Origin of the sequence: Leisingera aquaemixtae (genome assembly GCF_019801145.1) — a bacterium.
GTDB classification, from domain to species: Bacteria; Pseudomonadota; Alphaproteobacteria; order Rhodobacterales; family Rhodobacteraceae; genus Leisingera; species Leisingera aquaemixtae_A.
Genome location: NZ_JAHVJQ010000005.1, coordinates 350,148 through 376,130, shown reverse-complemented (window position 1 = coordinate 376,130; position 25,983 = coordinate 350,148). Strand labels below are relative to the sequence as shown.

Annotated in this window: 26 protein-coding genes, 1 tRNA gene and 1 pseudogene; 9 read left to right on the top strand and 19 right to left on the bottom strand. The window is 63.8% G+C overall.

Going from position 1 to position 25,983, the window contains the following annotated elements:
* Positions 1 to 6 precede the first annotated feature (6 nt).
* Complete coding sequence (locus tag KUW17_RS14735; protein ID WP_039173494.1) at positions 7 to 798, top strand: amino acid ABC transporter ATP-binding protein; 792 nt, start codon at positions 7 to 9, stop codon at positions 796 to 798.
* Positions 799 to 913: 115 nt separating this feature from the next.
* Here the strand turns inward: KUW17_RS14735 and KUW17_RS14730 are convergent, their stop codons facing one another.
* The 4 genes from KUW17_RS14730 to KUW17_RS14715 form a co-directional block, all read right to left on the bottom strand.
* Positions 914 to 1,366, bottom strand: coding sequence for a DUF411 domain-containing protein (locus KUW17_RS14730; protein WP_222480432.1), 453 nt, complete (start codon positions 1,364 to 1,366; stop codon positions 914 to 916).
* Between the two features lie 105 nt (positions 1,367 to 1,471).
* Positions 1,472 to 1,969 (bottom strand): SixA phosphatase family protein, encoded by a 498-nt coding sequence (locus tag KUW17_RS14725; protein ID WP_222480430.1) that lies wholly within the window; start codon positions 1,967 to 1,969, stop codon positions 1,472 to 1,474.
* Positions 1,966 to 2,667 (bottom strand): ferredoxin, encoded by a 702-nt coding sequence (locus KUW17_RS14720; protein WP_222480428.1) that lies wholly within the window; start codon positions 2,665 to 2,667, stop codon positions 1,966 to 1,968. The genes KUW17_RS14725 and KUW17_RS14720 overlap by 4 nt, the downstream gene beginning before the upstream one ends.
* 112 nt (positions 2,668 to 2,779) lie before the next feature.
* The gene (locus tag KUW17_RS14715) at positions 2,780 to 3,574 is read right to left on the bottom strand and encodes a sterol desaturase family protein (RefSeq protein ID WP_222480426.1); all 795 of its coding nucleotides are present in this window, start codon (positions 3,572 to 3,574) and stop codon (positions 2,780 to 2,782) included.
* A gap of 173 nt (positions 3,575 to 3,747) precedes the next feature.
* Here KUW17_RS14715 and KUW17_RS14710 point away from each other — a divergent pair, with 173 nt between their 5' ends.
* Positions 3,748 to 4,080 carry a GYD domain-containing protein gene (locus tag KUW17_RS14710; protein ID WP_222480424.1) on the top strand — a complete coding sequence of 111 codons (333 nt, stop codon included), beginning with the start codon at positions 3,748 to 3,750 and terminating at the stop codon, positions 4,078 to 4,080.
* Positions 4,081 to 4,181: 101 nt separating this feature from the next.
* Here the strand turns inward: KUW17_RS14710 and argB are convergent, their stop codons facing one another.
* Positions 4,182 to 5,042: an acetylglutamate kinase gene (gene argB / locus KUW17_RS14705; protein ID WP_222480422.1), complete on the bottom strand. Its 861-nt coding sequence runs from the start codon at positions 5,040 to 5,042 to the stop codon at positions 4,182 to 4,184.
* A gap of 134 nt (positions 5,043 to 5,176) precedes the next feature.
* On the opposite strand from argB, the gene KUW17_RS14700 reads away from it, so the two are divergent.
* Positions 5,177 to 5,905: an SDR family NAD(P)-dependent oxidoreductase gene (locus KUW17_RS14700; RefSeq protein WP_222480420.1), complete on the top strand. Its 729-nt coding sequence runs from the start codon at positions 5,177 to 5,179 to the stop codon at positions 5,903 to 5,905.
* A 101-nt stretch (positions 5,906 to 6,006) separates the two neighbouring features.
* Here the strand turns inward: KUW17_RS14700 and KUW17_RS14695 are convergent, their stop codons facing one another.
* The 7 genes from KUW17_RS14695 to ttcA all read right to left on the bottom strand — a co-directional run bounded on the left by KUW17_RS14695 (position 6,007) and on the right by ttcA (position 13,680).
* Complete coding sequence (locus KUW17_RS14695; RefSeq protein ID WP_222480418.1) at positions 6,007 to 7,404, bottom strand: PepSY-associated TM helix domain-containing protein; 1,398 nt, start codon at positions 7,402 to 7,404, stop codon at positions 6,007 to 6,009.
* Between the two features lie 71 nt (positions 7,405 to 7,475).
* Entirely contained in the window at positions 7,476 to 7,841 is a 366-nt protein-coding gene (locus tag KUW17_RS14690) for a DUF2946 family protein (RefSeq protein WP_222480416.1), read from the bottom strand.
* A 5-nt stretch (positions 7,842 to 7,846) separates the two neighbouring features.
* Complete coding sequence (gene yihA, locus KUW17_RS14685) at positions 7,847 to 8,494, bottom strand: ribosome biogenesis GTP-binding protein YihA/YsxC (RefSeq protein ID WP_039151083.1); 648 nt, start codon at positions 8,492 to 8,494, stop codon at positions 7,847 to 7,849.
* On the bottom strand, positions 8,494 to 9,246 hold the full coding sequence (locus KUW17_RS14680; protein WP_222480414.1) for an MOSC domain-containing protein: 753 nt from the start codon (positions 9,244 to 9,246) through the stop codon (positions 8,494 to 8,496). The genes yihA and KUW17_RS14680 overlap by 1 nt, the downstream gene beginning before the upstream one ends.
* The gene (gene yidC, locus KUW17_RS14675; RefSeq protein WP_222480412.1) at positions 9,246 to 11,051 is read right to left on the bottom strand and encodes a membrane protein insertase YidC; all 1,806 of its coding nucleotides are present in this window, start codon (positions 11,049 to 11,051) and stop codon (positions 9,246 to 9,248) included. Before yidC ends, KUW17_RS14680 begins: the two co-directional genes overlap by 1 nt.
* Before the next feature lie 133 nt (positions 11,052 to 11,184).
* A complete protein-coding gene (locus tag KUW17_RS14670; protein WP_222480410.1) occupies positions 11,185 to 12,726 on the bottom strand; it encodes a putative bifunctional diguanylate cyclase/phosphodiesterase in 1,542 nt (513 codons plus the stop codon).
* Between the two features lie 66 nt (positions 12,727 to 12,792).
* Complete coding sequence (ttcA, locus tag KUW17_RS14665; RefSeq protein WP_222480408.1) at positions 12,793 to 13,680, bottom strand: tRNA 2-thiocytidine(32) synthetase TtcA; 888 nt, start codon at positions 13,678 to 13,680, stop codon at positions 12,793 to 12,795.
* Positions 13,681 to 13,831: 151 nt separating this feature from the next.
* Between ttcA and KUW17_RS14660 the strand changes: the two genes are divergently transcribed.
* On the top strand, positions 13,832 to 14,785 hold the full coding sequence (locus KUW17_RS14660; RefSeq protein ID WP_222480406.1) for an alpha/beta fold hydrolase: 954 nt from the start codon (positions 13,832 to 13,834) through the stop codon (positions 14,783 to 14,785).
* A gap of 6 nt (positions 14,786 to 14,791) precedes the next feature.
* On the opposite strand, the gene yidD is transcribed toward KUW17_RS14660, so the two are convergent.
* The 3 genes from yidD to rpmH form a co-directional block, all read right to left on the bottom strand.
* Entirely contained in the window at positions 14,792 to 15,028 is a 237-nt protein-coding gene (gene yidD / locus KUW17_RS14655) for a membrane protein insertion efficiency factor YidD (RefSeq protein ID WP_222480404.1), read from the bottom strand.
* Positions 15,029 to 15,091: 63 nt separating this feature from the next.
* Positions 15,092 to 15,517, bottom strand: a complete 426-nt coding sequence (gene rnpA / locus KUW17_RS14650; RefSeq protein ID WP_222480402.1) for a ribonuclease P protein component — start codon at positions 15,515 to 15,517, stop codon at positions 15,092 to 15,094.
* 23 nt (positions 15,518 to 15,540) lie between these two features.
* Positions 15,541 to 15,675, bottom strand: a complete 135-nt coding sequence (rpmH, locus tag KUW17_RS14645; protein ID WP_008554144.1) for a 50S ribosomal protein L34 — start codon at positions 15,673 to 15,675, stop codon at positions 15,541 to 15,543.
* A 331-nt stretch (positions 15,676 to 16,006) separates the two neighbouring features.
* On the opposite strand from rpmH, the gene KUW17_RS14640 reads away from it, so the two are divergent.
* From KUW17_RS14640 to KUW17_RS14620, 5 genes and pseudogenes are all read left to right on the top strand, one after another.
* Positions 16,007 to 16,783: a TVP38/TMEM64 family protein gene (locus KUW17_RS14640; protein WP_261397215.1), complete on the top strand. Its 777-nt coding sequence runs from the start codon at positions 16,007 to 16,009 to the stop codon at positions 16,781 to 16,783.
* 2 nt (positions 16,784 to 16,785) lie between these two features.
* Entirely contained in the window at positions 16,786 to 18,204 is a 1,419-nt protein-coding gene (locus KUW17_RS14635) for a dihydrolipoyl dehydrogenase family protein (RefSeq protein ID WP_222480398.1), read from the top strand.
* 15 nt (positions 18,205 to 18,219) lie between these two features.
* The gene (locus tag KUW17_RS14630) at positions 18,220 to 19,605 is read left to right on the top strand and encodes a sensor histidine kinase (RefSeq protein ID WP_222480396.1); all 1,386 of its coding nucleotides are present in this window, start codon (positions 18,220 to 18,222) and stop codon (positions 19,603 to 19,605) included.
* Positions 19,606 to 19,705: 100 nt separating this feature from the next.
* Positions 19,706 to 19,782 (top strand) — tRNA-Arg (locus KUW17_RS14625).
* Between the two features lie 277 nt (positions 19,783 to 20,059).
* A pseudogene (locus KUW17_RS14620) lies at positions 20,060 to 21,281 on the top strand (IS3 family transposase).
* Between the two features lie 110 nt (positions 21,282 to 21,391).
* Here KUW17_RS14620 and KUW17_RS14615 read toward each other — a convergent pair.
* The 4 genes from KUW17_RS14615 to KUW17_RS14600 all read right to left on the bottom strand — a co-directional run bounded on the left by KUW17_RS14615 (position 21,392) and on the right by KUW17_RS14600 (position 25,982).
* Positions 21,392 to 22,345 (bottom strand): BMP family protein, encoded by a 954-nt coding sequence (locus KUW17_RS14615; protein WP_222480395.1) that lies wholly within the window; start codon positions 22,343 to 22,345, stop codon positions 21,392 to 21,394.
* A gap of 89 nt (positions 22,346 to 22,434) precedes the next feature.
* The gene (locus KUW17_RS14610) at positions 22,435 to 23,367 is read right to left on the bottom strand and encodes an ABC transporter permease (RefSeq protein ID WP_222480393.1); all 933 of its coding nucleotides are present in this window, start codon (positions 23,365 to 23,367) and stop codon (positions 22,435 to 22,437) included.
* Positions 23,368 to 23,370: 3 nt separating this feature from the next.
* Positions 23,371 to 24,456: an ABC transporter permease gene (locus tag KUW17_RS14605; RefSeq protein ID WP_222480391.1), complete on the bottom strand. Its 1,086-nt coding sequence runs from the start codon at positions 24,454 to 24,456 to the stop codon at positions 23,371 to 23,373.
* Positions 24,453 to 25,982 (bottom strand): ABC transporter ATP-binding protein, encoded by a 1,530-nt coding sequence (locus KUW17_RS14600; RefSeq protein WP_222480389.1) that lies wholly within the window; start codon positions 25,980 to 25,982, stop codon positions 24,453 to 24,455. Before KUW17_RS14600 ends, KUW17_RS14605 begins: the two co-directional genes overlap by 4 nt.
* Position 25,983 lies beyond the last annotated feature (1 nt).

The following is a 25,983-nucleotide window of genomic DNA, read 5'->3' as shown; positions in this document are numbered from 1 at the left end:
CAACATATGTCTGAACTTATGTCTGACCGCGCAATCGACCGCTCCAAAATGCAGGTGAGCGACGAGGTTGCCATCGAAATCACCAACATGAACAAGTGGTACGGGTCCTTCCACGTGCTGCGCGACATCAATCTGACCGTCAACCAGGGCGAGCGGATCGTGATCGCGGGCCCGTCGGGTTCCGGCAAATCCACCCTGATCCGCTGCCTCAATGCGCTGGAAGAGCACCAGCAGGGCAAGATCGTGGTGGATGGCACGGAGCTGTCCAACGACCTCAAGAACATCGACAAGATCCGTTCCGAGGTCGGCATGGTGTTCCAGCACTTCAACCTGTTCCCGCATCTGACCATCCTGGAGAACTGCACCCTGGCGCCGATCTGGGTCCGCAAGACGCCTAAGAAGGAAGCCGAAGAGCGGGCGATGCACTTCCTGGAGAAGGTGAAGATCCCGGAGCAGGCCCACAAGTACCCGGGCATGCTGTCGGGCGGCCAGCAGCAGCGTGTGGCGATCGCGCGCTCGCTCTGCATGATGCCGCGCATCATGCTGTTCGATGAACCCACGTCGGCGCTCGACCCGGAGATGATCAAGGAGGTGCTCGACACCATGATCGAACTGGCCGAGGAAGGCATGACCATGCTCTGCGTGACCCACGAGATGGGCTTTGCCCGCCAGGTGGCGAACCGGGTGATCTTTATGGATGCGGGCCAGATCGTCGAACAGAACGAGCCGGAAGAGTTCTTCAACAACCCGAAGAGCGACCGCACCAAGCTGTTCCTCAGCCAGATCCTGGGCCACTGAGGCAACGCATGGCGGTGGGCAGAATTGCCCACCCTACGCGGCATCACCAAACGGAAAGGCCGGGCAATGCGCCCGGCCTTCTTCGTTTCAAAAGCCCTGATCAGGCCGGCTTGGGTCAGGAATGGCTGGCAAACACTTCGGTCGAGCCATCGGCCAGGATCAGCAGGGTGTCGAACGCCTCGCGCTCGCCGCCCATCTCCATCCCCGGCGAGCCGATCGGCATTCCCGGCACCGTCAGCCCCAGCGCCGCGGGCTGTTCCGCCAGCAGCCGCTGGATGTCTGCCGCGGGCACATGGCCCTCGATCACGTAAGGCCCGGCCATCGCGGTGTGGCAGGAGGCCAGATCGCCGCTGACGCCCAGCCGCTCCTTCATCGCCCACAGGTCGTCATCCGCCACATTGCGCACCTCGGTCTGGAAACCGGCGGCGGCCAGATGATCGGCCCAGGCGGTGCAGCAGCCGCAGGTGGGCGACTTCATGATGCGGATGGTCTCCGCTGCCGCGGCGAACCCCGGCAGGGCGGCGAAGGGGAGGGCGGCTGCGGCCAGCAGCAGGGAACGGCGGTGCATGACGGTCTCCAGTCCGGCAAATGTCTGTCCGGCTGATTATCTAGTCACGCAGGTGCGCGGGCGCCAGAGGCCTCCTGCGCGGGATGCGCTGCCTTGCCACAGGGACTACTCGCCCAGAAGCTCCCGCGGGACCGCGAAATCAATCACCCTGCCGCTGCTCCAGGTGAGGTCCTTCCAGCTGCCGATGTCGAACTCCACCACCAGCGTGGCACCGGTCGGGTAGTCGTCGAAACGCGAATGGTCCGGCGGGCTGGACACGATGGTGTGGGCAAAGGCGGCGATGCCGGGGTTGTGGCCGATCAGCAGGACCCGCTTCTGCTCCGCCTCGCTCAGCACCTTGAAGATGATCTCGGAGTTGGCATGGTACAGCCGCTCGGTGAACCGCGCGGGCACCCCCAGCTCCATCAGCTCGCAGGTTTCGCGGGTGCGCTGCGAGGAGGAGGAGATCACCTGATCCGGCAGGTAGCCGTTGTCGCGCAGCCAGGCGGCAATGGCCGGGGCGGAGCGGCGGCCGCGCTTGTTCAGCGGGCGGGCGTGGTCGCTGGGCACATTGGTGTCCCAAGCGGATTTGGCGTGGCGGGTCAGGATCAGGGTGCAGGTCATTGCGGGTGAAAATGCCTCATATGGTGTGCGGTTTGTTCCGGGTTCCGGCGGGCGGTGCGGCTCAGCGGGCAGGCCAGCCGGGAAAGGCAGCCGCCGGTCATGCAGCCGGCACCTGCGCGTGTGTCGAGATAGCCGTGGCAAGCCGCCAGGTCGTAGGGGGCTCCGTCCGACAGCGCCGAAACCGGGCAGGCGGCAAGGCAGGGACGGGTAGGGCAGCTAAGGCAGGGCGACTTTGCCAAAGGCGGAGGGGGGATGTCAAATTCCTGTTCAAAATGAATGGCCCCCCGCAAGGAAATCATCATGCCGGCCTGATCATGCACCATCATCTGTGACGGCGATGTGAAAAACCGGCCCGACGCCAGCGCCCAGTTGATGAAGGGCGTGTAGGGCGGCCCGCCGAACGGAAAATACGCGCTGCCGCCCAGAGTTTCTGCCAGCGCCCCGACCACCCGCACCGACCAGCGGTCGACCGGGTCCGGGGCGCCGTCGCGGTATTCCGGGGCAGCCTTCAGCAGCGGCCAGAAGCTGCGGTCCGTGCCCAGGAGCAGCAGGGTGCCGCCCTCCAGCGCCTGGACCGGCTGGCGGGCGGGGTGCAGCGCACCCTGGACGGCCAGCCCGGCCTCTGCCGCGGCGGCCTCTGCGGCGGCATAAGACGGGGCGCCGCTGCGGCGGGGGGCGGGGGTGCCGGTCAGGCTCATCTGGGCGGGGCTCCGGAGCGGGTGGGTTTGCAGCAGCCTAGCAGCGGCGCACGGACGGTGCAGGGCAAAAGCGCCGGGACGGGGCCTGCCGGCGTCATCCCGCTGCCGCTTCTCAGCGGCGGCGGAACGGCAAGAGCAGGCTCCAGCCCAGCTGCGCCGGGCGGCCGTCCTGCCATTCCAGCCCCACCGTCATGCCGTGGTGGCCGCGGCCGGGCTGCGCCACATAGGTGCCGAACAGGCGGTCCCAGACCGACAGGGCAAAGCCGTAATTGCTGTCATGCTCGGCGCGCAGCTGCGAATGATGCACCCGGTGCATGTCCGGGGTAACCAGCAGCAGGCGCAGCGCCCGGTCGAGCCGCGGCGGCAGCGCCAGGTTGGCGTGGGTGAACAGCGCGGTGCCGTTCAGCAGCACCTCGAACAGGACAACGGCCAGGGCGGACGGCCCCAGCAGGTACACCAGCCCGATCTTCACCAGCATCGACAGCGCGATCTCGACGGGATGAAAGCGCACCGCGGTGGTCACATCCATGTCCCGGTCGGCGTGGTGCACCCGGTGCAGCCGCCACAGGACGGGCACCTTGTGGGTCAGCAGATGCTGCAGCCAGATCGCGAAATCCATCACCAGCACCGCCAGCAGCAGCTCTGCCCAGGCGGGCCAAGCCAGCGCATTCAGCAGCCCCCAGCCGTGCTCTGCCGCGTCCAGCGCCGCGCCCACCGCCAGCAGCGGCAGGCCCAGGGCCAGCGCCCGCAGGGTGAGCGTGTTGAGCACGGTCATCAGCAGATTGGTCTGCCAGCGGCGGCGCCGCGGCAGGCTGCGCGCGCGCCGCGGCGCCCGGGCCTCTGCCGCGGCGAGCAGCGCAAACAGGGCCAGAAAGATCGCAAGGCGGATCAGGGTTTCATGCTCCATAACGCCAGCGATGCGCAATATCGGGCCAAAGGCAAGCCCCCCGCAGGCAAGGCCGGGCTTCCTCATATGCCGGAAGCGTGATCCATGCTATGATCCGCGCGGGGCATGCAGGCCGGAATATCCGGCATCGTGCCTGCAGCTGGCCTGCATCTTCCGCCCCAGGGAGAGACTGAATGCCAAGATTTATCGTGACCGGGAACTACACGTCTTCTGCGATGAAGGCGATGATCGACAGCCCCAGCGACCGCGAGGCCGCGGCCCGCGCCCTTGTCGAGGCGGCGGGCGGAAAGCTGGAGACATTCTATCTGACCACGGGGGACCATGATTTCGCGATCAAGGTCACGATTGATGATGTGTCCAGCCTGCTGGCGGGCCTGCTGGCGACCGGCGCCAGCGGCGCGGTCAGCAACCTCAAGACCGTCCGGGCCTTCACCTCGGATGAATTCACCGAAATCCAGAAAAAGGCGGGCTCCATCGCGGGTGCTTACAAGGCGCCGGGAAGCTGAGGGCAGGATCTCCTGCTCATCCGGCTGAAAATTTTCCGGCTCGGAATGGCCCGCGTGACCAAGAGGGGCAGCGCCCCTCTTGAGTTTCGCGCGGCGCGCCGTCAGGCGCGGATCATAGAGCCTGCGCCGTGGTCGGTGTAAAGCTCCAGCAGCACCGCGTTCTGCACCCGCCCGTCGACGATGATGCAGGCGCGCACGCCGCCCCGGACCGCGTCCAGCGCGGTTTCGGTCTTGGGGATCATGCCGCCGGCGATGACGCCGCCGGCGGTCATCTCCTCGACATCCGCGGCCTTCAGTTCGGTGACCACTTCGCCGTCGGCGTTCTTGACGCCGGCCACATCGGTCAGCAGCAGCAGGCGGTCGGCCTGCAGCGCCTTGGCAATGGCGCCGGCAGCGGTGTCGCCGTTGATGTTGTAGGTCTCGCCGCCCCGGCCCGCGCCGATGGGGGCAATGACCGGGATCATGTTCTTCTCAAACAGCCCGTGCAGCACCTTGGGGTCCATTTCCGCAGGCGCGCCGACAAAGCCCAGATCCGGGTCGGCCTGATCGCAGGTGATCAGGTTCGCGTCCTTGCCCGACAGGCCGACGGCGCGGCCGCCCTGGCTGTTGATCGCCTGCACGATGCGCTTGTTAACGACGCCGGACAGCACCATCTCCACCACTTCCATGGTGGCGGCATCAGTGACCCGCTTGCCGTTCACGAAATCGGATTTGATCTGCAGCTTTTCCAGCATCGCGTTGATCATCGGCCCGCCGCCATGCACGATCACCGGGTTCACCCCGACCTGGCGCATCAGCACGATGTCGCGGGCAAAGGTCTCCATCGCCTCGTCGCTGCCCATGGCGTGGCCGCCGAGCTTGATGACGACAATCGCCCCCGCAAAGCGCTGGAAATAGGGCAGCGCGCTGGAGAGGGTTTCGGCGGTGGCAATCCAATCGCGGTTCATATCTTGTTTCTTCATTGCTGCATCATCCCTTGGTCAGAATGTGTTACGGGGTTCCGGCGCCGCTGCCAAGGGGAGGCTTTGGCGCACCCCGTTGCAGATGGCGGCGCGGATGCTAGGCTCGGCGCAGATTCTCTCATCAGGAGGGCGCCATGCGCCAGAAGACACTATTGCTGACGGGCGCCAGCCGCGGCATCGGCCATGCCACCGTGCGCCGCTTCAATGCCGAGGGCTGGCGGGTGATCACCTGCTCGCGCCATCCGTTCCCCGTGGAATGCCCCTGGGGCGGCGGCCAGGAGAACCATGTGCAGCTGGACCTGTCGGACCCGTCGGACACGATCAACGCGGTGGGCCAGATCCAGGAACTGCTGGACGGGCGGCTGGACGCGCTGGTCAACAATGCGGGCATCTCGCCCAAGGGGCCGAACGGCGAACGGCTGAGCACGCTGGACACCGATCTGATGGACTGGGGCAAGGTGTTCCATGTGAACTTCTTTGCCTCGGTGGTGCTGGCCCGCGGCCTGAAGGAGGAACTGGCGGCGGCCAAGGGCTCGGTGGTAAATGTGACCTCGATCGCGGGCAGCCGGGTGCATCCCTTTGCCGGCGCCGCCTATGCCACCTCCAAGGCGGCACTGGCGGCGCTGACGCGGGAGATGGCGCATGATTTCGGGCCGCTGGGCGTGCGGGTGAATGCGATTGCCCCGGGCGAGGTGGAAACCTCGATCCTGTCGCCCGGCACCGAGAAAATCGTCGAGAAGCTGCCGATGCAGCGGCTGGGCCAGCCGGAGGAAGTGGCGGCGGCGATCTACTTCCTGTGCTCGCAAGAGAGTTCCTATATCTCCGGCACCGAGATCGAGGTGAACGGCGCGCAGCACGTTTAAAGCCCGGAACAAGCGCGAAGCGCGCCGGGCAGCGCCCGACCCTCCCCGCGGGAGGGCGCTTTCGCACCCACCCAGGGTCGGGCGCTGCCCTCAGTTTTTCGTCAGCTCACCGCGCGTTTCAGCACCGGCAGGTTGCCGAGCAGCAGCACGTCAAAGGCCAGCGCGGCCAGCAGCGCCAGGCCGGTGAGCGGGAAGGCCAGCGAGACCAGAACGGCGATCAGCGCAGCGCCTTTCCAGAACGGCATCTCTGCCGGTTCCGGCGGCGCGGCCAGGCGGGCGGCACCGGCGGGGCGGCGCTTGACCCACATCACCAGGCCGGAGATACAGACGAAGATCACCGCGAGACAGAACACCACGTTCAGCACGAAGCTCCAGGTGCCCATCAGCCCCATGTGGAAGGGGATGCTGACGGCCATCGCCTTGCCCGCCCAGGAGTAGTCTTCGTACTTCACGTCGGCGAGGATCCTGCCGCTGTACTGGTCGACATGCACGGTGCGGTCGATGAAGGGGCTGTCGCCGTCGCCGCTCATGCTGTCGCGGTTGAGGGTCCAGACGCCTGTTTCGCCGCCGGGGTAGGCGAGGCGGAAGCGGCCCTCCATCCCCAGGCTCCGGCCCAGGGCGATCAGGTTGGCAGCATCGACGGGGACGCCCTCCGCCGTGCCGGTGATGCCCGCGTCAGAGCCGGAAGCGGGCATCGGGGTCTGTTCCAGCGCCCAGGGCACGTCGTTGGTGGACCCGTGGTTCATGCTGGCGTGGATGTCATCCGACAAGGGCACGTTGTCCCATTTCGCGGCGGGGAAGGTGCTCCAGGCCTGCATCATCTGTCCGCCCCAGATGCCGGTCCACGACAGGCCCGAAATCAGGAAGATCACCAAGAGCGCCGACATCCAGAAACCGGTCACCGCGTGCAGGTTCTTCCATAGGGCGCGGCCGCGCGCGCGGACGTTGGGGACAAAGGCGCTGACGGCATTGCCGCGCGGCCACCACAGGTAAAGCCCGGTCAGCACCAGCACGATGCCAAGGCCCGCAGCAATCTCGATCAGCCGGTCGCCGGTGTCGCCGATCAGCAAGGTGGAGTGGATGTTGTCGGCAAAGTCGTACCAGCCTGCGCGGCGGTCCCAGACCTTGATCACCTCGCCGCTGTACTGGTCAAGGGCGACCAGGCGCTGGCCCTCATCTGTTTTTACCCGGAACACGGTGGCCAGATCCGGGGCCTTGGGGCCGATCCATTCGGCGATGGTGCCGGGCTGCGCGGCCAATACGGCGGCCTCCTGCGCGGGGATGCTCAGTTCGGCGGCGCCCTGGGTGACGGTGATCTTCTCGCCGTCGCGGCCGTCTACTTGGGTGATGAACATCATCATCAGTCCGGTGACGGCCAGCATGATCAGGAAGGGGATCACAAACAGGCCGGCATAGAAATGCCAGCGCCAGACGGCGAAGTAAAATTTCTCGGTAAGCGGGCGCATCTGGCCCGCGGAATGCGGTTGGCTGGTTGCCATTGGGTCTCTCCATACCGGAACGGGGTCGGTCGCGCGGGGCGCCGGCGAAAAAGTCAGAAGTGTTCAGAAAATCAGGAGAGTGCGGGCGGGCCGCGGGCGTCATAGCGCCAGTGGAAACCGGCGGTGTGATGGGTGAAGGCCTCGCGCGACCAGCGGTCGCTGAGAGGTGTTTCCAGGTTCAGATCAATCAGGCTGTCCGGCAGCAGCGCCACCGCGCCAAGGGCCGCAAAGGGACAGCTGCGGTCCTCCATCTGCTCGGCAGGTGCGTGGGGTTCGCCGCTGTCCAGATCAACCCAGGTTTCCACCGGCCCGTGGCCGGTACAGATCACCAGGAGCACCTTGCCGCCCTGCGCCGTGCCCGGCATCCAGCCGGACGGGATCAGCCCGGCCACGGCCAGGGCGATCACAACCAGCAGGGAGGGCAGGCGGCTGAGCACGTCTGTTACAGCCCGGCGATGATCGAGCGCAGGGTGGCGATGCCGTCGCCCTTCTCGGAGGAGGTCAGCACGATCTCCGGATAGGCCGCCGGGTGTTTGGCCAGCGCGCCCTTCACCTGCTCCAGCACCTTGGCGCGGTCCTTTTCCTTGACCTTGTCGGCCTTGGTCATCACACACTGAAAAGTGACGGCAGAGCTGTCCAGCAGCTTCATGATCTCGTCATCCACCGCCTTCACGCCGTGGCGGCTGTCGATCAGCACAAAGGCGCGGCGCAGGTTCTGGCGGCCGCTTAGGTAGCGTTTCAGCAGCTTCTGCCATTGCTCCACCACCTTGAGCGGCGCGTTGGCATAGCCATAGCCGGGCAGGTCGACCAGGTACAGGTCGGGGCCCTGGGTGAAGAAGTTGATCTCCTGTGTGCGGCCCGGTGTGTTGGAGGCGCGCGCAATGCCCTTGGTGCCGGTCAGCGCGTTGATCAGGCTCGACTTGCCGACGTTGGACCGGCCGGCAAAGCAGACCTCCACCCGGTCAGCGTCCGGCAGGCCGTTCATCGCCACCACGCCCTTGAGGAACTCGGTCTCGCCCGCAAACAGCTTGCGGCCCTTTTCGGCGGAAATGTCGTCCGGCGCTTCGGCCAGGGAAAATTGCATCTGCATCACAGCACCTTTACCGCGTCGCCCAGGCGGATTTCACCGCCGCGCACCACCTCGGCGTAGACCGAGAAATCCTGGTGGCCCCAATTCTCTTTCAGGGTCTTGAGCGTATCGGCGTCGCGTTCGCCGGTTTCGGGGTTGGCAGTGGTCGCCAGGCAGCGCACCACCCGCTCGCGCACCGCAAAGACGGCCGTGCCGATCTGCACCTCGCGGCCCAGCCAATCGTTTTCGGCCCAAGGATCATCCAGGTCGAACCAGATGTTGCCGCGCCAGCGCAGGGGCGACAGTTTGTGGGTGATGGCCTGCTCCACCGCGCGGTGGGAGGCCCAATTGCACAGGGTGATGGAGGGGAAATCGGTGTCGGTCATGCCGCGGCCCGGCACCCGGACGATGCGGGCTGAGGCTCGGGCGGTGCTCGGCAGCAGCGGCTTTTCCCAATTGAGAAAGCGCTGGAGGTCTGCCGGGTTCTCGGGATCAAAGGTGATGTCAGGCCGCTGCGGGTGGGTCAGCGTCAGCTGGCCGCTGGCGTCGTCCAGCCGGGCATCAATGGCCATCAGGGCAGGGGACTGCGACCCGCGGGAGAAGTTGCCGCAGACCACCCATTTGCTGCCGTCGGCCTTGGACTGCTCGTTTGCAACCGCCCAAACGCGATCGCCGGGCATGGTCTGCCCGGCGGTCAGGGTTACTCTCTCCAGCGCTTCCCGCCCGTGGGATTTGAGCGGGTGGCGCCAGATGTCTGTAACTTGGTGCGTCATCAGCTGTCAGCCTTGGGCTTCTTCTTGAAGCTCGACTTGATGTTGCCGAACACGTCCGGCGTGTAGCCGTGGCTGCGCATGATCAGGTACTGCTGGGTGAAGGTGATCGTGTTGTTGGCGATCCAGTAGACCACCAGGCCGGAGGCAAAGCCGCCGAGCATGAACATGAACACCCAGGGCATCCAGGCGAAGATCATCTGCTGGGTCGGGTCGGTGGGCGCCGGGTTCAGCTTCTGCTGCAGCCACATCGAGATGCCGAGCAGGATCGGCAGGATACCGATGAAGACCAGCGCCAGCACGCTTTCCGGCGCCGGAGCCGCAAAGGGCAGCAGGCCAAAGAGGTTCATGATCGAGGTCGGATCCGGCGCGCTGAGGTCCTGGAACGGGCCGAAGAACGGGGCGTGGCGCAGTTCCAGGGTGACGAAGATCACCTTGTAGAGCGAGAAGAAGATCGGGATCTGGATCAGGATCGGCAGGCAGCCCGCGGCGGGGTTCACTTTCTCCCGCTTGTAGAGCTCCATCATCTCCTTCTGCATCTTCTGGCGGTCGTCGCCGGCGCGCTCCTTGAGCTTCTCCATCTCCGGCTGAAGCTCTTTCATCTTGGCCATCGAGGCGTAGGATTTGTAGGCCAGCGGGAACACCAGGATCTTGATCACCACGGTGAGGCCGATGATCGCCCAGCCCATGTTGCCGATCAGGACGTTGAGGTTGTGCAGCAGCCAGAACATCGGCTTGGTCAGGAAGAAGAACCAGCCCCAGTCGATCACGTCCAGGAAGCCCTCGATGCCCGCCTTCTCGTAGCCGCGGATGGCTTCCCATTCCTTGGCGCCGGCAAACAGCTGGGTGGTGACTTCCGAGGACTGGCCCTCTGCCACGGTGACGGTCGGCAGCACGATGTCGGTCTGGTAGATTTCGCGGCGCTCGTCGAACTTGGCGATCGAGCGGAAGCCCTGGCCCGGTGCGGGCACCAGGGTGGACATCCAGTAGTGGTCGGTGAAGCCGATCCAGCCGTTCGCCTCGACCTGCTTGACGCTGGACTTGGAGCCGTCGCGCGGGTCGGGCTCAAAGTCGGCCATGTCGTCATAGTCGGTCTCTGCCAGCTCGCCGTCGGTCATGCCGACCAGGCCTTCGTGCAGGATGAAGAAGTTCTTCAGCCCCTCGGGCTGGCCGTGGCGGGCCAGGGTGCCGTAGGGCGCCAGCGACACGGTGCCGCCGGAGGCGTTGGCAACCGACTGGGTGACCGAGAACATGTAGTCCTCATCCACCGCGATGGTGCGCGAGAAGGTCAGGCCCTTGCCGTTGTCCCAGGTGAGCGTGACCGGGCTGTCGGCGGACAGGGTGGCGCCGTCCGCAGCCGACCAGAGGGTGTTGGCGCCCGGCACGTCGCTGAGCGTGAGGCCTGCACCCGGTGCCCAGCCGTAGAGCGCGTAATAGGCGCCGGCCTCGCCCACCGGTTTCAGCAGTTTGACGATCGGGGAATCTTCGTCCAGCGTCTCGCGGTAGTCCTTCAGCGACAGGTCGTCGATCCGGCCGCCCTGCAGCGAAATGCTGCCGGTGACGCGGGGCGTGTCGATGGCAACGCGCGGCGCATCCGGGGCGGCGGCCTGTTCCGGGGCGGTGTCTGCCACCGCATCGGCGCCCGCGGCGCTGGGCGCGGCGGCGGTGTCGCCTGCCGGGGCGGTTTCGCTGATCGCGGTTTCCGGCGCCTGTTCCGGTTCCGGCGGCGGGAAGAAGGTATACCACCCGAGGATCACCAGAAAGCTGAGTACGGTTGCGAGAATAAGATTTTTGTTCTGATCGTCCATTGGGGACTGCCACCTCGTGTAGGGAAGGACACGAGGGGTTCAACAGAGGTGGGCCGCAAAGGTCAAGCAGAATCGCGGTGCACCGGGGCGTCAAGCGGTCCCGGTGCGGCAGAAAATCAAAGGAATTGAGCGTTCAGGGCGTCTGGCGGCCGATCACCGGCGCATCCTGCAGCTTGGCCTCGTGGGCGGTGATCCAGTCCAGGGTCTGATCAAAGGGCATCGGGCGGCCGATGCCGAAGCCCTGCACGTGGCCGCAGCCGAGCTGCGCCAGCAGCGCATGCTCGCCCGCGGTTTCCACCCCTTCGGCCAGGGTGTCGAGGTCCAGCCGCTCTGCCATCGTCAGGATGGCGGAGATCAGTTTCTGCTGCTCGGGATCCTGGTCCGCCTTCATCACAAAGGTGCGGTCGATCTTGATGCGGGAGATGTTGAAGCGGCGCACGGCGGAGATCGAGGCATGGCCGGTGCCGAAATCATCGAGGTCGATCGGGCAGCCCAGCTCGCTGAGGGCAAGGATGTTGCGGGTGACCACATCGTCGGGCTGGTCGGTCATCACGGTTTCCAGGATCTCGACGCAGAGGCGGTCCGCGGGCAGGCCGAAGCGCTCCAGCTCCCATTTGACGCGCCCCGCGAGGCCTGGGTTGCGCAGCTCCTGGGTGGCGAAATTGACGCCGACGCAGGGCACAGTCACCCCGGCCTCATCCCAGGCCTTGATGGCGACCAGCGCGTTGTAGAGCATTACCTGGCTCAGCCGGTCCATCAGTCCGGCTTCTTCCAGCGCGGGCAGGAAGGTGGAGGGCGGGATCAGCCCCTGCACCGGGTGCAGCCAGCGCGCCAGCGCCTCGAACCCCGAGACCCGGCCGGTGTCGGTGCAGATCTGCGGCTGGAACCAGGCCTGGATCTGGCCGGTTTCCAGCGCCGCCGCGGCTTCCTCGCGCAGGCTGGCGCGGCTGCTGCCGCGGGCCGGCATATCGCTGGAGTAGGCGCGGATGCCGCCGGGGCCGTTTCCATGCGCCTCCGACAGGGCGGAAACGGCGGCGCTGATCCATTCTGCGCTGCTGCTGCCCGGCGCGCGGCTGCGCTGGCAGAAGCCGATCGAGGCGGTCATGTAGACGGTGGTGCCATCCAGCGCCAGCGGCTCCTCGGCCGCGGCCTGCATGCGCCCGGCCAACTGGATGCACAGCTCCAGGTCCAGCTGCAGGGTGGGTGCCAGGCAGATGGCAAAGCGGTTGTCGCTGATCCGGGCGATGGTGTCATTCTGGCGCAGGGCAGAGACGATCTGCGCGCCGCAGTGCTGCATGATGCGGTCGCCTGCCTCCTGGCCGTGGCGGTCGGTCAGTTCCTTGTACTCGTCCAGTTCCAGCACAAAGACCGCCGACCGCAGGCCGGCCTCGGCGCAGTCGTGGTACAGCCGGGCGGTCTCATGCTCAAACCCATCGCGCAGCATCATGCCGGTGACGGCATCGCGCGGCACGCTGCTGCCGCGCTTGGAGAAGCCGCCGGCCGCGGCAATCAGCACCGGCAGGCCAAGGGCAACGGCCAGCAGCGCCGTTTCGCCGCCAAGCCAGAAGGTCGCGAGGGTCAGGGCAGGCAGAAAGGCGAGCATCGGCGGTCCGACAAGCGCCGTGGCGAGGAAATGCCGGAGCCGTTCCAGAAAGCCTGAACCCGTAATCTTCATTCTCAGACCTTTCGTCTGCAGCCGTTCATTCGGGGCTGAGACTAAGGCGCTGATCTAACCCGGGAGTTAACGCAGCCTGGGAATTGCGGAAATTTCCGGCTCAGATTCGCCATTCTTCAGTTCCAAACCCGCGAAATCGAACAATTTCGGGTCCAGAAGGTGCGACGGGCGCGCATTCATCAGCGCCCGGAACATCACCTGGCGGCGTCCGGGCGAGTTTGATTCCCACTGGTCGAGGATCTGTTTCACCTGCTGGCGTTGCAGCCCGTCCTGGCTGCCGCAGAGGTCGCAGGGGATGATCGGATAGTTCATGGACCGGGCGAATTTCTCGCAGTCGGCCTCTGCCACATGGGCCAGCGGGCGGAACACGAACAGGTCGCCCTCTTCGTTGACCAGCTTGGGCGGCATGGTCGCCAGGCGGCCGCCGTGGAACAGGTTCATGAAGAAGGTTTCCAGGATGTCGTCGCGGTGATGGCCCAGCACCACGGCCGAGCAGCCCTCTTCGCGGGCGATGCGGTAGAGGTTGCCGCGGCGCAGGCGCGAGCACAGCGCGCAATAGGTGCGCCCCTGCGGCACCTTGTCGACGACGATGGAATAGGTGTCCTGGTATTCGATCCGGTGCGGCACGCCCATCTTTTCCAGGAACTCCGGCAGCACCGTGGCCGGGAAGCCGGGCTGCCCCTGATCCAGGTTGCAGGCCAGCAGATCCACCGGCAGGAGGCCGCGCCATTTCAGCTCGTAAAGCACCGCCAGCAGAGTATAGCTGTCCTTGCCGCCCGACAGGCAGACCAGCCATTTCGGCGTGCTGCCGTCCTCGCGGCGCTCCACCATGCCGTATTGCTCGATCGCCTCGCGCGCATAGCGCACGATGCGCTTCCTGAGCTTCTTGAACTCAGTGGTCGAGGGGGCGCCGGCAAACAGCGGGTGGATTTCGTCCAGATCATCATCAAGCATGGGCGCGCCCTAGCCGAGGCGCGCGGTTTTGCCAAGGAAAAAAGGAGCAGGACCGGCCGCCGGCCTGCACCGTCATTTTCTTCAACCTTGACACATGCTCAGCCGGAGGGAGACGCTGAGAGCGCGGTTTCAAGTGTAAGGGGTTAGGGTGATGGACTACTTTTTGTCTGTGCGCGGCCGGGATGGCTCCGGATATTCCAATCGGGAAGGAGCGGTGAAATTCCTGGCGGTTCCGGGCGGGGCCGGCCATCTGCATCGGGGGCAGGAAGTCCGGCGGACGGAGTGGCTGGCCGGGGTGCAGGATGCCTCCGGGTGCCAGCGCCTTGCCGACGGGACGGTTCTGGACAAGGGGCACATCCTGATCTTTGTGCATGGTTTCAATACGGACCAGTTCGACATGCTTGAACGGCACCGGCTCATCCGGCGGGGCTTGGCGGCGCATGGCTTCCCGGGAGCCGTTGTGAGCTACGACTGGCCCAGCAACGGCTCGGTGCTCGGCTATGCATCCGACCGCCGCGATGCGCGGCGGGCCGCTGAGGAGCTGTTTTTTCACGGGATCCGCTGGCTGGGCCGGATGCAGAGGGCGGATTGCGCTTATAACGTGCATGTGCTGGCGCATTCGATGGGCTGCTTTCTGGTGCGGGAGGCCTGCGATTATGCCGACGACGATCATGAAACCGCGCAGTCCGGCTGGCTGGTGAGCCAGATGGCGTTTGTAGCGGCTGATATCTCGCAAAAGTCGATGCGAGCGGGGAATGCGAATTCAAGCTCGCTTTACCGCCGCTGCGCGCGGCTGACGAATTACTACAGCCTCTATGATGAAACCCTGTCGGTTTCGGAGGTGAAGCGGGTCGGCGTTTCGCCGCGCCTGGGGCGCATCGGCCTGCCGTCAGGGCATCCGCGGAAGGCCGTCAACCTGTCCTGCGGGGAATACTTTAAAGACAACATCGCGAACCCGGGGGCGGCGGCAAGCTGGTCTCATCGCTGGTATTTCGAAGCGTCCCGGTTCTACGAGGATTTGAACCACAGCTTGCTGGGCAAGATCGACCGCGACGCCATTCCGTCGCGCGGCTTCACGGCGCAAGGCAAACGTGCCCTGATCTGACGGTTGTCACTTGCTGTCTTTATTGTCCGGCACCGGGTCAAAGCCGTCGCCGCCGAAAGGGTGGCAGCGCCCGATGCGCCGCGCGGTCAGCCACGCGCCTTTCAGCGCCCCGTGTTTCTCCAGCGCTTCCAGGGCGTAGGCCGAGCAAGTGGGCTGGTAGCGGCAGTTGAAGCCGACCCAGGGGCTGAACAGCAGCCGGTAGGCGCGCACGGGAATTGCAAGGAGATGGGCCAGCGGGGTCATGGCGGATAGATAGGGGCAGGGCGGCCGGGTGGCAATGCGGCCAACGGCCGGGCTTGCGCGGCCTTACTGGCCGTGGATCTTCTTCAGCGCGTAGATCAGGTCGCGCTTCAGTTCCTCGAACGGGCGCTGGGCGGTCTCGTTGGCGCGGCCGATCAGCACGTAATCCCAGCCGGGGCGGCCGTGGGTTGGCAGAATCATCCGCGCCGCCTCGCGCAATCTGCGCTTGGCGCGGTTGCGGGCGACCGCGTTGCCGACCTTCTTGGAGCAGGTGAAGCCCATGCGGATGCCGCCGTCATCACGGCGGTTCCGGCCCTGCAGCATCATCGCCTTGGTGCCCTGTTTGCGGGCAGGCGGGCGGGCGCAGGCGAGGAAATCACGGCGCTTGGCCATGATCTCGATTTTTTGCGCATCAGATGCGCAAACGGACACCGCCGGAGGCGTGTCCCCGCGGGCAGCGTTGCCGTCCTTGGGGGCCTCCGGCGGTGTCATGTCCGTCAGAACGGGAACTGAGCTTATGCGCTCAGTTCTTTGCGGCCGCGGGCGCGGCGTGCGTTCAGGATCTTGCGGCCTGCCTTGGTGGCCATGCGCGCACGGAAGCCGTGGCGGCGTTTGCGAACCAGGTTCGAAGGCTGATAGGTGCGTTTCATCGCTCCGGTCTCCACATTTTTTCTTCGGGTGCGCGGAATCGCCCGCCCGGGGTCTATCTCGAAGCCCGGTCTTTAGGAGGGAATGGCGGCTAAGTCAAACCCCGCAAGCCGCCTTTTCCGGGCAAAGTGCAACATTTCTGCCAAAATCCGCCCCCGGACGGCCTGCCCGGACGGTGCGGACGTAACATGGGGCGGCTGATTCTGCCATAAACCTCACGGAATCCGGGAATGCGATCAAGCACCTGTGAGGCAGGCGGAACCTCCCTCGCGGAACAGCCATTTAACACGTAGCAACAGACACAGCGCAATTGAAACGGACCTGATGAGCAGCATGACAGAGATACCGGAGACCGAATCCCAGCCCAAGGAACAGGACGGCGCCAAGCCGGGCCTGGCGCGGCATCTGCCGCTGATTGCGGTGGTGGCGGTGGCGCTGCTTGGCGCGGTGGTGCTGAAGGATTACCTGACCTTCGATACGCTGCGCGACAACCGCGAGGCGCTGATGGGCTTCCGGGACCAGAACTATCTTGGCCTGGTGGCGCTGTTCATGGGAATTTACATCGTGATCGTGGTGTTTTCGCTGCCCGGCGCGGCGGTGGCCTCTGTCACCGGCGGCTTCCTGTTCGGGCTGGCGGCCGGCACCGCGTTCAACGTGATCTCTGCCACCATCGGCGCGGCGGGCATCTTTCTGGCGGCGCGCATGGGGCTGGGGGCGGTTCTGACCGCCAAGATCGAAGCGGCAGAGGGCCGGGTGCAGATGCTGAAACAGGCGCTGCGGGAAAACGAGGTCGAGGTGCTTTTGCTGCTGCGGCTGGTGCCGGCAGTGCCGTTCTTCGTGGCGAATCTCTTGCCCGCGCTGGTCGGGGTGAAGTTCCGCAACTTCCTGTGGACCACCGCGGCGGGCATCATTCCCGGTGCCATCGTGTTTACCTGGATTGGTGTCGGCGTCGGCTCGGTCTTTGACCGCGGCGGCGATCCGGACCTGAGCCTGTTGTGGGAGCCGCATGTGATCGGGCCGATTCTGGGGCTGTGCGTGCTGGCGGCGATGCCGATCCTGGTGAAAGCGGTGCGCGGCAACCTGCGCGGCCAAGCACGGAAGGACAGCTGAACATGAATAGCATCACATGCGATCTTCTGGTCATCGGGGCCGGCTCCGGCGGGCTGTCGGTGGCGGCCGGGGCCAGCCAGATGGGCGCCGATGTGGTGCTGCTGGAAGGCCACAAGATGGGCGGCGACTGCCTGAATTACGGCTGTGTGCCTTCCAAGGCGCTGCTGGCAAGCGCCAAGGCGGCTTATGGCCAGTCGCATACTGCGGATTTCGGCGTTGCGGATCAGGCTGCGCAACCGGACTACACGGCGGCCAAGGACCATGTGCATCAGGTCATCGAAACCATCGCCCCGGTCGACAGCCAGGAGCGGTTCGAGGGTCTCGGCGTGCGGGTGATCCGCGAGTACGGGCATTTTATTTCGGAAACTGAGGTAGCCGCCGGAGACTACCGCATCACCGCGCGGCGGGTGGTGATTGCCACTGGGTCGTCGCCGCTGGTGCCGCCGGTTCCGGGGCTGGACAAGGTGCCCTATGAAACCAATGAAACGCTGTTCGACCTGCGCGAGAAGCCTGCGCATTTGCTGATCGTCGGCGGCGGCCCGATCGGCATGGAGATGGCGCAGGCGCATGTGCGGCTGGGCTGCAAGGTGACGGTGATCGAAGGCTTCAGGGCGCTGGGCAAGGACGACCCGGAGGCCGCGGCGCTGGTGCTGGATGCCTTGCGCAATGAAGGCGTGGAGATTGCCGAGGGCGCCATGGTTTCCCGCGTTGGCGGGCAGGCGGGCGCGATCGAGGTCGAAACCAGGGACGGCAGCATGTTCCGAGGCTCGCATCTGCTGATGGCGGTGGGGCGCAAGGTCAACATAGAGCGGCTGAACCTTGCGGCGGCGGGAATCGAAACGCACAGCAATGGCATCAAGGTGGACGAGAGCCTGCTCACCACCAACAAGCGTGTCTATGCCATCGGCGATGTGGCGGGGGGGATGCAGTTCACCCATGTGGCGGGCTATCACGCCAGCGTCATCATCCGCTCCGCCCTGTTCGGCCTGCCGTCGAAGACGAAGACCAGCCATATCCCCTGGGCCACCTATACCGACCCTGAGCTGGCGCAGGTTGGGCTGACCGAGATGCAGGCGCGCGACCGCTATGGCGTCAAGCTGGAGGTGGCGCGGTTCGGCTACAACCACAACGACCGCGCCATTGCCGAGCGCAAGGCCGCGGGCTTCATCAAGGTGATGGTGTTCAAGGGCCGCCCGGTCGGCGCCACCATCGCGGGCCATCAGGCAGGAGAGCTGATCGGGTTGTGGTCAATGGCCATCGCCAACAATCTGAAAATGAGCCAAGTTGCTGCAATGGTTGCGCCTTATCCCAGTATAAGCGAGATTAACAAACGGGCGGCGGGGGCCTATTTTTCTCCGCGCCTGTTTGAGAGTAACTTTGTTAAACGCGCCGTGCGCTTTGTTCAGCGCTGGATTTCATGAACTGAAGGCCGCTTCATGCTCAACACGCTATCGGGCAGATTCCTGATCCTGACCACGGTCTTCGTGATGCTGGCCGAGGTGCTGATCTTTGTCCCCTCGATCGCGCGGTTCCGCGAGGACTACCTGGCCGACCGGCTGGAACGGGCGCAGATCGCGTCGCTCGCGCTGTTGGCCGATGACATGCTGGAGACCGAGCTGGAAGCGGAGCTCTTGGAGAACGCGGGCGTTTACAACGTGGTGCTGCGCCGCGACGAGATCCGCCAGCTGATGCTGGCCTCGCCGATCCCGGGGCAGATCACCGCCACCTATGACCTGCGCATGGCCGGGGCGATGACGCTGATCCGCGATGCGCTGCTGCGGCTGGTGACGCCCGGCAACGAGGTCATCCGGGTGATCGGCGCGCCGGTGCGCGAGGCGGGCCTGCTGATCGAGGTCACCATGGAAACCGCGCCGCTGCGCGCGGCGATGATCGACTACGGGGTGCGGATCCTGATCCTGTCGGCGGTGATCTCTGTCATTACCGCGGTGCTCTTGTTCGGGGCGGTGCGCATCGTGCTGGTGAAGCCGATCAAGAGCGTGGTCGGCTACATGCAGCGCTATGCGGCGGCGCCGGAGGATGCGCGCGGCATCATCCATCCCAGCTCCAGCGTGGCGGAGCTGCGCGAGGCTGAGGAAGCGCTGATGCAGCTGCAGACCGAGCTGACCCATGCGCTGAAGCAGCGCGAGCGGCTGGCGCAATTGGGCGGGGCGGTGGCCAAGGTGAGCCACGACCTGCGCAACATCCTGACCTCGGCGCAGCTGTTCACCGACCGCATCGAGATGAGCGAGGACCCGCTGGTGCGCCGCCTGGCGCCGAAGCTGGTGAATTCGATCACCCGCGCGGTGTCCTTGTGCGAGGGCACCCTGGCCTTCGGCCGGGCAGAAGAGCCGTCGCCGACCTTCGGCGTGGTCTGCCTGCATGAAATCACTGCCGATATCGCCGAGAGCGAGCTGCTGGCGGCGGACAGCGAGACGGTGGAGATCGTCAACGCGGTGCCCAAGCCGATGATGCTGCGCGCCGACCCGGAGCAGTTGTTCCGCATCGTCCTGAACCTGGTGCGCAATGCCCGCCAGGCCATCGCGGCGGCCGGCAAGCCGGGGCAGATCACAGTGGATGCGCGCGAAGAGGAAGACGCCTGGTACATCACTGTGGCGGACACCGGTCCGGGGCTGCCGAAACGGGCGCAGGACAACCTGTTCACCCCGTTCCAGGGCGGCGCCCGCAAGGGCGGCACCGGTCTGGGGCTGGCAATTGCCGACGAACTGGCCCGCGGCCACGGCGGCACCGTGAAGCTGCAGAAAACCGGCCCCGAGGGCACCGTGTTCGAGATCTGCCTGCCCAAGGGGGACGGCACGCTTTGACCCAGTCTGGGGCGCCTGCGCCGGAAAGTTGCAGGGCAGGGCACTATTTTTGTTTTTGGGGTTGCGACTCTGCGATGCTATGATTAAACCCCGCCGCAGTGGACCGATAGCTCAGCTGGATAGAGTACTTGACTACGAATCAAGGGGTCGGGGGTTCGAATCCTCCTCGGTCCGCCACTTCCCAATTTGTCGGGCGACACATAGTTTTGCCATTAGAGACAGAACCTTTCCTTTTTCGTGTCTCCAACATCCCCGCTCGCGCCTCCTGTTCCGCCAGTGGCGAAGCCTTCCCTGATTTTCACTTCGGAAGACCTCGTGTCTTCCGGAGGGCAAAGCAGGGTGGGCGCAGCCCGTCGATGCCCTGCCACGACTCCTGGGATATGCAATCCGCGCGCCCCTGATCCTCCCCCAGTGAAGTGGTCCGCCGTTATGTTTAGTTAAACGGAGGATCAGAATGGGAACGAAGCGGCACAAACCCGAAGAAATTGTCACGAAGCTGCGGCAGGTTGAGGTGCTTGTCGGGCAAGGGATGGCGCGGGTGGATGCGATCCGCGAAGTGCGCATCACCGAGCAGACCTATTACCACTGGCGCAAACAGTATGGCGGGAAGGGAACCGACCAACTCAGGGAACTCAAACGATTGCAGAAAGAAAACGAAAGGCTGCGTCGTACCGTCTCGGACCTGACCCTGGACAAGCTCATCCTGACGGAAGCTGCGAAGGGAGTGATGGCCGTCTAGGAATTGATCCTGTGGATCAATTCAGGCCTGAACGGGCGGAGCCCCTGAGCCCCGCCCGCCGCCGGGCCTGCCTCGACCATGTGCGCAGCCTGTTCAGGGTGTCTGAGCGGCGCGCCTGCCGCGCCCTGAAGCAACACAGATCCACGCAGCGCAAGCCGCCCAAGAGCCGGGCGGACGAAGCACGCCTGGTTGCGGACATGATCGTGCTTGCCCGCCAGTATGGCCGCTACGGCTATCGGCGGATCGCAGCATTGCTGAGAGGGGCAGGCTGGCAGGTCAACGACAAACGGGGCGAACGACTATGGCGGCGGGAGGGGCTGAAAGTGCCAATGAAACAACCTAAGAAGGGGCGTCTGTGGCTGAATGACGGCTCCTGTGTCCGGCTGCGGCCAGAATACCGGCATCACGTCTGGAGCTATGACTTTGTCCATTGCCGGACGGAGGATGGCAAGGTCTTCCGCACGCTGAACATCCTCGATGAGTTCAGTCGGGAATGCCTGGCGATCCGGGTGAAGCGCAAGCTGAACTCAGGTGACGTGATCGACGCCTTGAGCGACCTGTTCATCCTGCGCGGTATCCCGGCCTGTATCCGGTCTGACAACGGGCCTGAGTTCGTCGCCCAGGCTGTCCGGGACTGGATTGCAGCCGTTGGTGCCAAAACCGCTTACATCGAGCCTGGATCACCCTGGGAGAACGGGTACTGGGAAAGCTTCAACGCCCGGCTCCGCCCCTTTCGGCAGCATGCTTTGCATGCGCCTGCCGGGCAATGGATGAACTGCTCAACGGTGAGATATTCTACAGCCTCCGCGAGGCTCAAATCCTGATCGAAAAGTGGAGGAAACACTACAACACCAAGCGACCACACAGTGCTCTGGGGTATCGCCCACCCGCGCCGGAAACCATCGTTCTGATGGATCAAAGGCCGGTCATGCACTAACAATCAAACCGGACCACTCAGGTGGGGCTGATCAATTGACTTCTCTAGCTATAAAAAAGCCCCCAGACTTGGGGGCGAGGGTAAAAGGAGGAGCGATTATTAGGGATGCATTATTGTGGATTTACAACCAAAGTGCCGGACTTCATGGCGTCGATCAGTTTGTTGACTTCATCCACAACGCCCACCGGGATATCTGGGTGGAACGACCCGATCCGCATGGCCAATTCATTGCCCATATCCGCCCGGTAGAGCGCACCTTCCAGTTTGCCGGCAGCTGCCAGTTCCAGGTAGGACCGCATGTTGCCTCGGACATCCAGAATAGCGGACTGCAGGATTTCCGGCCATTCGTTGATCGCATCACGATAGATGCCGATGCCATACACGCCTTTTTCCTGAACGGCCTGCATGGAGCCCAGCGTCGCACTGTCCATTGTCGGCCAGACGACATCGGCGCCTTGGGAAATTTGGTTCAAGGCAGCTTCTTTGCCCTTGGCGATGTCATCCCAGTCGCCGGTCCAGGTAACCAGAACTCTGACGTCCGGATTGGCCGCTTTGGCGCCCGCTTCGTAGCCAGCAACCGTGTCGGTCGTGAACTTGAACTGCTGCGCCGCGATGATGCCGATGGTGCCTGTGTCTGACATGGAGCCTGCAACGTAGCCCATCAGATAAGCGATTTGGCTGAAATAGAAATCCGCGTTGGCAATGTTGTCTTTTGTGCCCAGTCCGTTGTTCACCATAAACATGGTTTCCGGGAAGCGGGCTGCGACACGTTCCACTGCGTCCTGGAATTCTCCGCCGTGACCGATCACAAGGTCATATCCCCGGCGTGCGTAGTCACTCAGGACTTCGATTTGTTCCGGCTGATGCACGCTTTCGGAAAAGGCGGCTTCAAAGCCAAGCGCTTCACCTGCCTTGGTGAGACCTTCGAATCCGGCTTGGTTCCAGCCATTATCAGAAATCGATCCGGGCATAACGATCGCGGCGCGTTCGATCCCGTCAGCGGCCGCAGGCCCGGCCAACATCAGTGCCGCAAGCCCCGCCAATAGTTTGGACATCAATTGCATTGTTGTTCTCCCATATTGGATATGTGTTGTCAGGGTGACGGGAGGATCGCGACGTGAAAAACGATGGTTTCTCACGTCACGGCTGAGATTTATCGATGCTCCCGGTCGTAGGGCAGTCCGACGCTTGCAGGTGCGCTGGCCTTGGCGCCGAGGACTACGAGTGCGATGAGCGATGCGAGGTAAGGCAAGATCAGGAAGAGCTGATAGGGAATCTCTGGCGAGGTGAATTGCAGTTTGAACTGCACCGCATCACAGAAGCCGAAGAAAAGCGCCGCGCAAATCGCGCCAATGGGCGACCAACGTCCCAAGATGATTGCCGCAAGCGCTATGAAGCCTTTGCCCGCGCTCATGCCTTCCGCAAACACATAGACTTGCGACAAGACCAGATGCACCCCGGCCAGCGCCGCGAGGGCTCCGCTGACTGCAATTGCGAGATATTGCATGCGAAAGACAGGCACCCCGGCCAAGTCCGCAGCCTTCGGGTTTTCGCCAACGGCGCGCAGGTCCAGACCCTTGTGGGATTTCATCAGCCAGAACCAGGCTGCTATTGCCAATCCGATCAAAAGGTAGAACAGCGGATCCTGGGAAAACAGGGACGGGCCAACGACGGGAAGATCTGACAAGAAGGGAATATCGATCTGCGAGAACCCCTTTACCCGCGCCCCTCCGGCCTGAGCCCCGAATATCTGACGGGACAGAAAAGCTGTGAGACCGGCCAGCAGCAGGTTGAGCGCGATACCGCCAACCAGCTGGTTGATGCGCAGCCGGACCGACATATACCCAAGCAGCAGGCCAGAGATCAGGCCGCAAATGATCCCGCATCCGAGCCCGATCACGGCGGAGCCCGTTGCGAAAGAACCAGCAGCAGCACCAAGCGCTCCGGCTAGGATCTGACCTTCGAGGCCGATGTTGTACAGCCCGCCACGTTCCGCAATCACCCCGCCAAGGGCAGCAAAAGCAATTGGCGTACCCAATCGGGCGGTTCCGGCAAGGACGTCGCCCAGCAAAACAAGATCAATCATAGCCTATGCCTCTTTCTTTTGGCGCTGTGTTTGGCGGCGCAGCCGCAGGTTTCTTGCCAGGGGTTTCAGAATGGATGTTGACCTGGTTCGCGGTGTCACGAGGGCGGCGGCGACAAGAACCACGACGAGCCCCTCGACCACTTCGATGACGGAACTGTCGACCCCGACGGCACGTTGCATCGTTCCCGCGCCGGCAGAGAGCCCGGCAAGGAACAGCGCGGTCAAAGGCGCGACAATTGGGTTAAGAGCCGCAAGGAATGCGACGACAATTCCGTCATAGCCGTAGCCATCGCTAAACAGGTGGAACAGGCGGTACTTCAACCCGATCACCTCGATTGCGCCGGCCATGCCTGCAAGGCTGCCGCCAATCAACATGGCGCGGATGACGGTCTTTTTCTGGTCCACACCGGCATAGGCCGCAGCGCGCGCATTACGCCCCACAAGGTCCAGCTGGAAACCCGATGGCGTGAAGCGCAGCCAGAAATACAAGATGACCGTCATGGCCAGCCCGAACACAAAGCCCACATGGGTATCAGATCGCGGCATCAGAATAGGCAGGCGATAGGCTTCTGAGACTTCCTCCGAATAAGGATATGGCGCGCCTTCGGCCAATAGCGGCCCGGCCACGGCGTAGCTGACGATGTGGATCGCAATGAAGTTCATCAGCAGCGTGACAATGACCTCATTCGTGCCCCGATAGGCTTTGAGATAAGCAGGAATTGCCGCCCAGAACGCCCCGCCGACGGCGGCGGCGAAAAATATCAGCGGCACGCCCAATAGACCGGGCAGATCGGGGACCGCCAAAGCAAAGACGGCGCCGAACAACCCGCCAATATAGATCTGTCCCTCGCCACCGATGTTGAACACACCGGCGCGCATCGGAATGATCACGGCCAGCCCCGCCAGAAGCATCGGCGAGGCTTTGACCAAAGTATTGGAGAAACCCCAGTAATTCAGGAAGGATTCCAGAAACAGAACCTTATAGGCCTCAAACGGGTTGTGCCCGTCCAGCAGGATCAGCACCCCGCCAGCACTCAGTGCTAAAAGCAAAGCAATCGCAATCCGGCGTTGCATGGTAAATCTGTTCATTGTACCTCCTCCGGCGCTGCAGTCATCAAGAGCCCGATGTCTTGAAGAGTTGTGTTTTCTGGATCGACAACACCCGTGATCCGGCCAAAGGCCATCACGGCGACGCGGTCAGAGATGTCGAGCACATGTTCAAGTTCAGTGGAGATATAGAGAACCCCCACGCCGCTTTGGGCGACAGCACGGATCTGGTTCTGAACAAATTCCGTTGCGCCGACATCAAGCCCTTTAGTCGGCTGTACGACGACCAAGAGATTGCGCGCCCGGGCCACTTCACGGGCCAGAACGATTTTTTGTTGATTGCCGCCGGATAAAGCCGAGGCGTTCAATTTCGGGTCTGGGGGCCTAATGTCAAAGGCCGCGACCACGTCGCTTGCGATCTCGTGCATCGCGCGCCGGGAAATCAGACCGCCAGACATGAACCTGTCTTCGCCAATGGATCGAAATGCCATATTTTCTTCGACACTGAGCGACAGGACCAAGCCCTCGGCATGGCGGTCCTCGGGCACGAAGCCTATGCCATCTGCAATGCGCGAAGCGATGGAGGCGCTTGATATCTCCGTGCCATTTAGGTGGATGGTGCCGCTGGTTTGCCTTTTGAGGCCGGTGATCACCTCGCTCAACTCCGTCTGGCCATTGCCGTCGATCCCGGCGATTCCAAGGATTTCGCCAGCTTTCACGGAGAGGGTCACATCTTGCAGGATTTCCGCGCCGCCTGGATCGGTCAGGCAGACATCAGAGACAACCAGAGCGTCCGGTGCTGAGCTGGTGTCGTTGCGCGCCTTTTTGGCCTTGGGCGTATCGACCGTTTCGCCGGTCGACTTTTCTCCCATCATAAGCGCTGACATATGGGCCATGGGCGTGGTCGCAACCGGAAGAACTCCCTCGACACGCCCATGGCGCATTATCATGACGCGATCGGCAATTTCGCGGATTTCATCGAGCTTGTGGCTGATGAAAAAAACAAGGCAGCCGTTGGCGACCAGCTTGCGCACCCCTTTGAGAAACGGCGCGACTTCGGTCGGGGCAAGAACGCTGGTGGGTTCATCCAGGATCAGGATCGATACATCGCGAAACAGCGCCTTAAGGATTTCCACCCTTTGCTTCATGCCCACAGGCATTTCCGTGACGCGGATGTCGAAATCGATGTTAAAGTCAAAGTCGCTGCAAAGCTGCCGAATGCGCGCCCGCGCTTCGGCACCCCTCTTTGTGCTGGGCAAGCCGATCAGAATGTTCTCTTCGGCGGTCATCGCGCCGACCAGACTGAAATGCTGGTGGATCATGCCGATCCCATGCTCAATTGCTCTTGCCGGGCTGGTCACCGAAACAGGTGTTCCGCCCAGTTTGATTTCGCCGTTATCGGGCTGATACAAACCGATCAGAACGCTTGCGAACGTGGTTTTCCCCGCTCCGTTCTCGCCCAAAATCGCAATGCACTCGCCCTTCGAGGCCAGCAGATTGACGTTGTGCAATGCACGAACGGCGCCAAACGACTTGCAGATGCCGGTGACTTTCAAAAATGGATCCAAG

Bases quoted from the DNA above. Each gene is read 5' to 3' on its own strand.
- KUW17_RS14630 (WP_222480396.1), top strand. From the start codon at position 18,220: ATGCTCAACACGCTATCGGGCAGATTCCTGATCCTGACCACGGTCTTC.
- rnpA (WP_222480402.1), bottom strand. From the start codon at position 15,517: ATGACACCGCCGGAGGCCCCCAAGGACGGCAACGCTGCCCGCGGGGAC.
- KUW17_RS14680 (WP_222480414.1), bottom strand. From the start codon at position 9,246: ATGACGCACCAAGTTACAGACATCTGGCGCCACCCGCTCAAATCCCAC.
- KUW17_RS14615 (WP_222480395.1), bottom strand. From the start codon at position 22,345: ATGCAATTGATGTCCAAACTATTGGCGGGGCTTGCGGCACTGATGTTG.
- KUW17_RS14660 (WP_222480406.1), top strand. From the start codon at position 13,832: ATGGACTACTTTTTGTCTGTGCGCGGCCGGGATGGCTCCGGATATTCC.
- KUW17_RS14605 (WP_222480391.1), bottom strand. From the start codon at position 24,456: ATGAACAGATTTACCATGCAACGCCGGATTGCGATTGCTTTGCTTTTA.
- KUW17_RS14640 (WP_261397215.1), top strand. From the start codon at position 16,007: ATGACAGAGATACCGGAGACCGAATCCCAGCCCAAGGAACAGGACGGC.
- KUW17_RS14725 (WP_222480430.1), bottom strand. From the start codon at position 1,969: ATGACCTGCACCCTGATCCTGACCCGCCACGCCAAATCCGCTTGGGAC.
- yidD (WP_222480404.1), bottom strand. From the start codon at position 15,028: ATGACCCCGCTGGCCCATCTCCTTGCAATTCCCGTGCGCGCCTACCGG.
- KUW17_RS14695 (WP_222480418.1), bottom strand. From the start codon at position 7,404: ATGGCAACCAGCCAACCGCATTCCGCGGGCCAGATGCGCCCGCTTACC.
- KUW17_RS14700 (WP_222480420.1), top strand. From the start codon at position 5,177: ATGCGCCAGAAGACACTATTGCTGACGGGCGCCAGCCGCGGCATCGGC.
- yidC (WP_222480412.1), bottom strand. From the start codon at position 11,051: ATGGACGATCAGAACAAAAATCTTATTCTCGCAACCGTACTCAGCTTT.
- KUW17_RS14670 (WP_222480410.1), bottom strand. From the start codon at position 12,726: ATGAAGATTACGGGTTCAGGCTTTCTGGAACGGCTCCGGCATTTCCTC.
- KUW17_RS14710 (WP_222480424.1), top strand. From the start codon at position 3,748: ATGCCAAGATTTATCGTGACCGGGAACTACACGTCTTCTGCGATGAAG.
- KUW17_RS14735 (WP_039173494.1), top strand. From the start codon at position 7: ATGTCTGAACTTATGTCTGACCGCGCAATCGACCGCTCCAAAATGCAG.
- KUW17_RS14635 (WP_222480398.1), top strand. From the start codon at position 16,786: ATGAATAGCATCACATGCGATCTTCTGGTCATCGGGGCCGGCTCCGGC.
- rpmH (WP_008554144.1), bottom strand. From the start codon at position 15,675: ATGAAACGCACCTATCAGCCTTCGAACCTGGTTCGCAAACGCCGCCAC.
- yihA (WP_039151083.1), bottom strand. From the start codon at position 8,494: ATGCAGATGCAATTTTCCCTGGCCGAAGCGCCGGACGACATTTCCGCC.
- ttcA (WP_222480408.1), bottom strand. From the start codon at position 13,680: ATGCTTGATGATGATCTGGACGAAATCCACCCGCTGTTTGCCGGCGCC.
- KUW17_RS14730 (WP_222480432.1), bottom strand. From the start codon at position 1,366: ATGCACCGCCGTTCCCTGCTGCTGGCCGCAGCCGCCCTCCCCTTCGCC.
- KUW17_RS14715 (WP_222480426.1), bottom strand. From the start codon at position 3,574: ATGGAGCATGAAACCCTGATCCGCCTTGCGATCTTTCTGGCCCTGTTT.
- KUW17_RS14610 (WP_222480393.1), bottom strand. From the start codon at position 23,367: ATGATTGATCTTGTTTTGCTGGGCGACGTCCTTGCCGGAACCGCCCGA.
- argB (WP_222480422.1), bottom strand. From the start codon at position 5,042: ATGAAGAAACAAGATATGAACCGCGATTGGATTGCCACCGCCGAAACC.
- KUW17_RS14720 (WP_222480428.1), bottom strand. From the start codon at position 2,667: ATGAGCCTGACCGGCACCCCCGCCCCCCGCCGCAGCGGCGCCCCGTCT.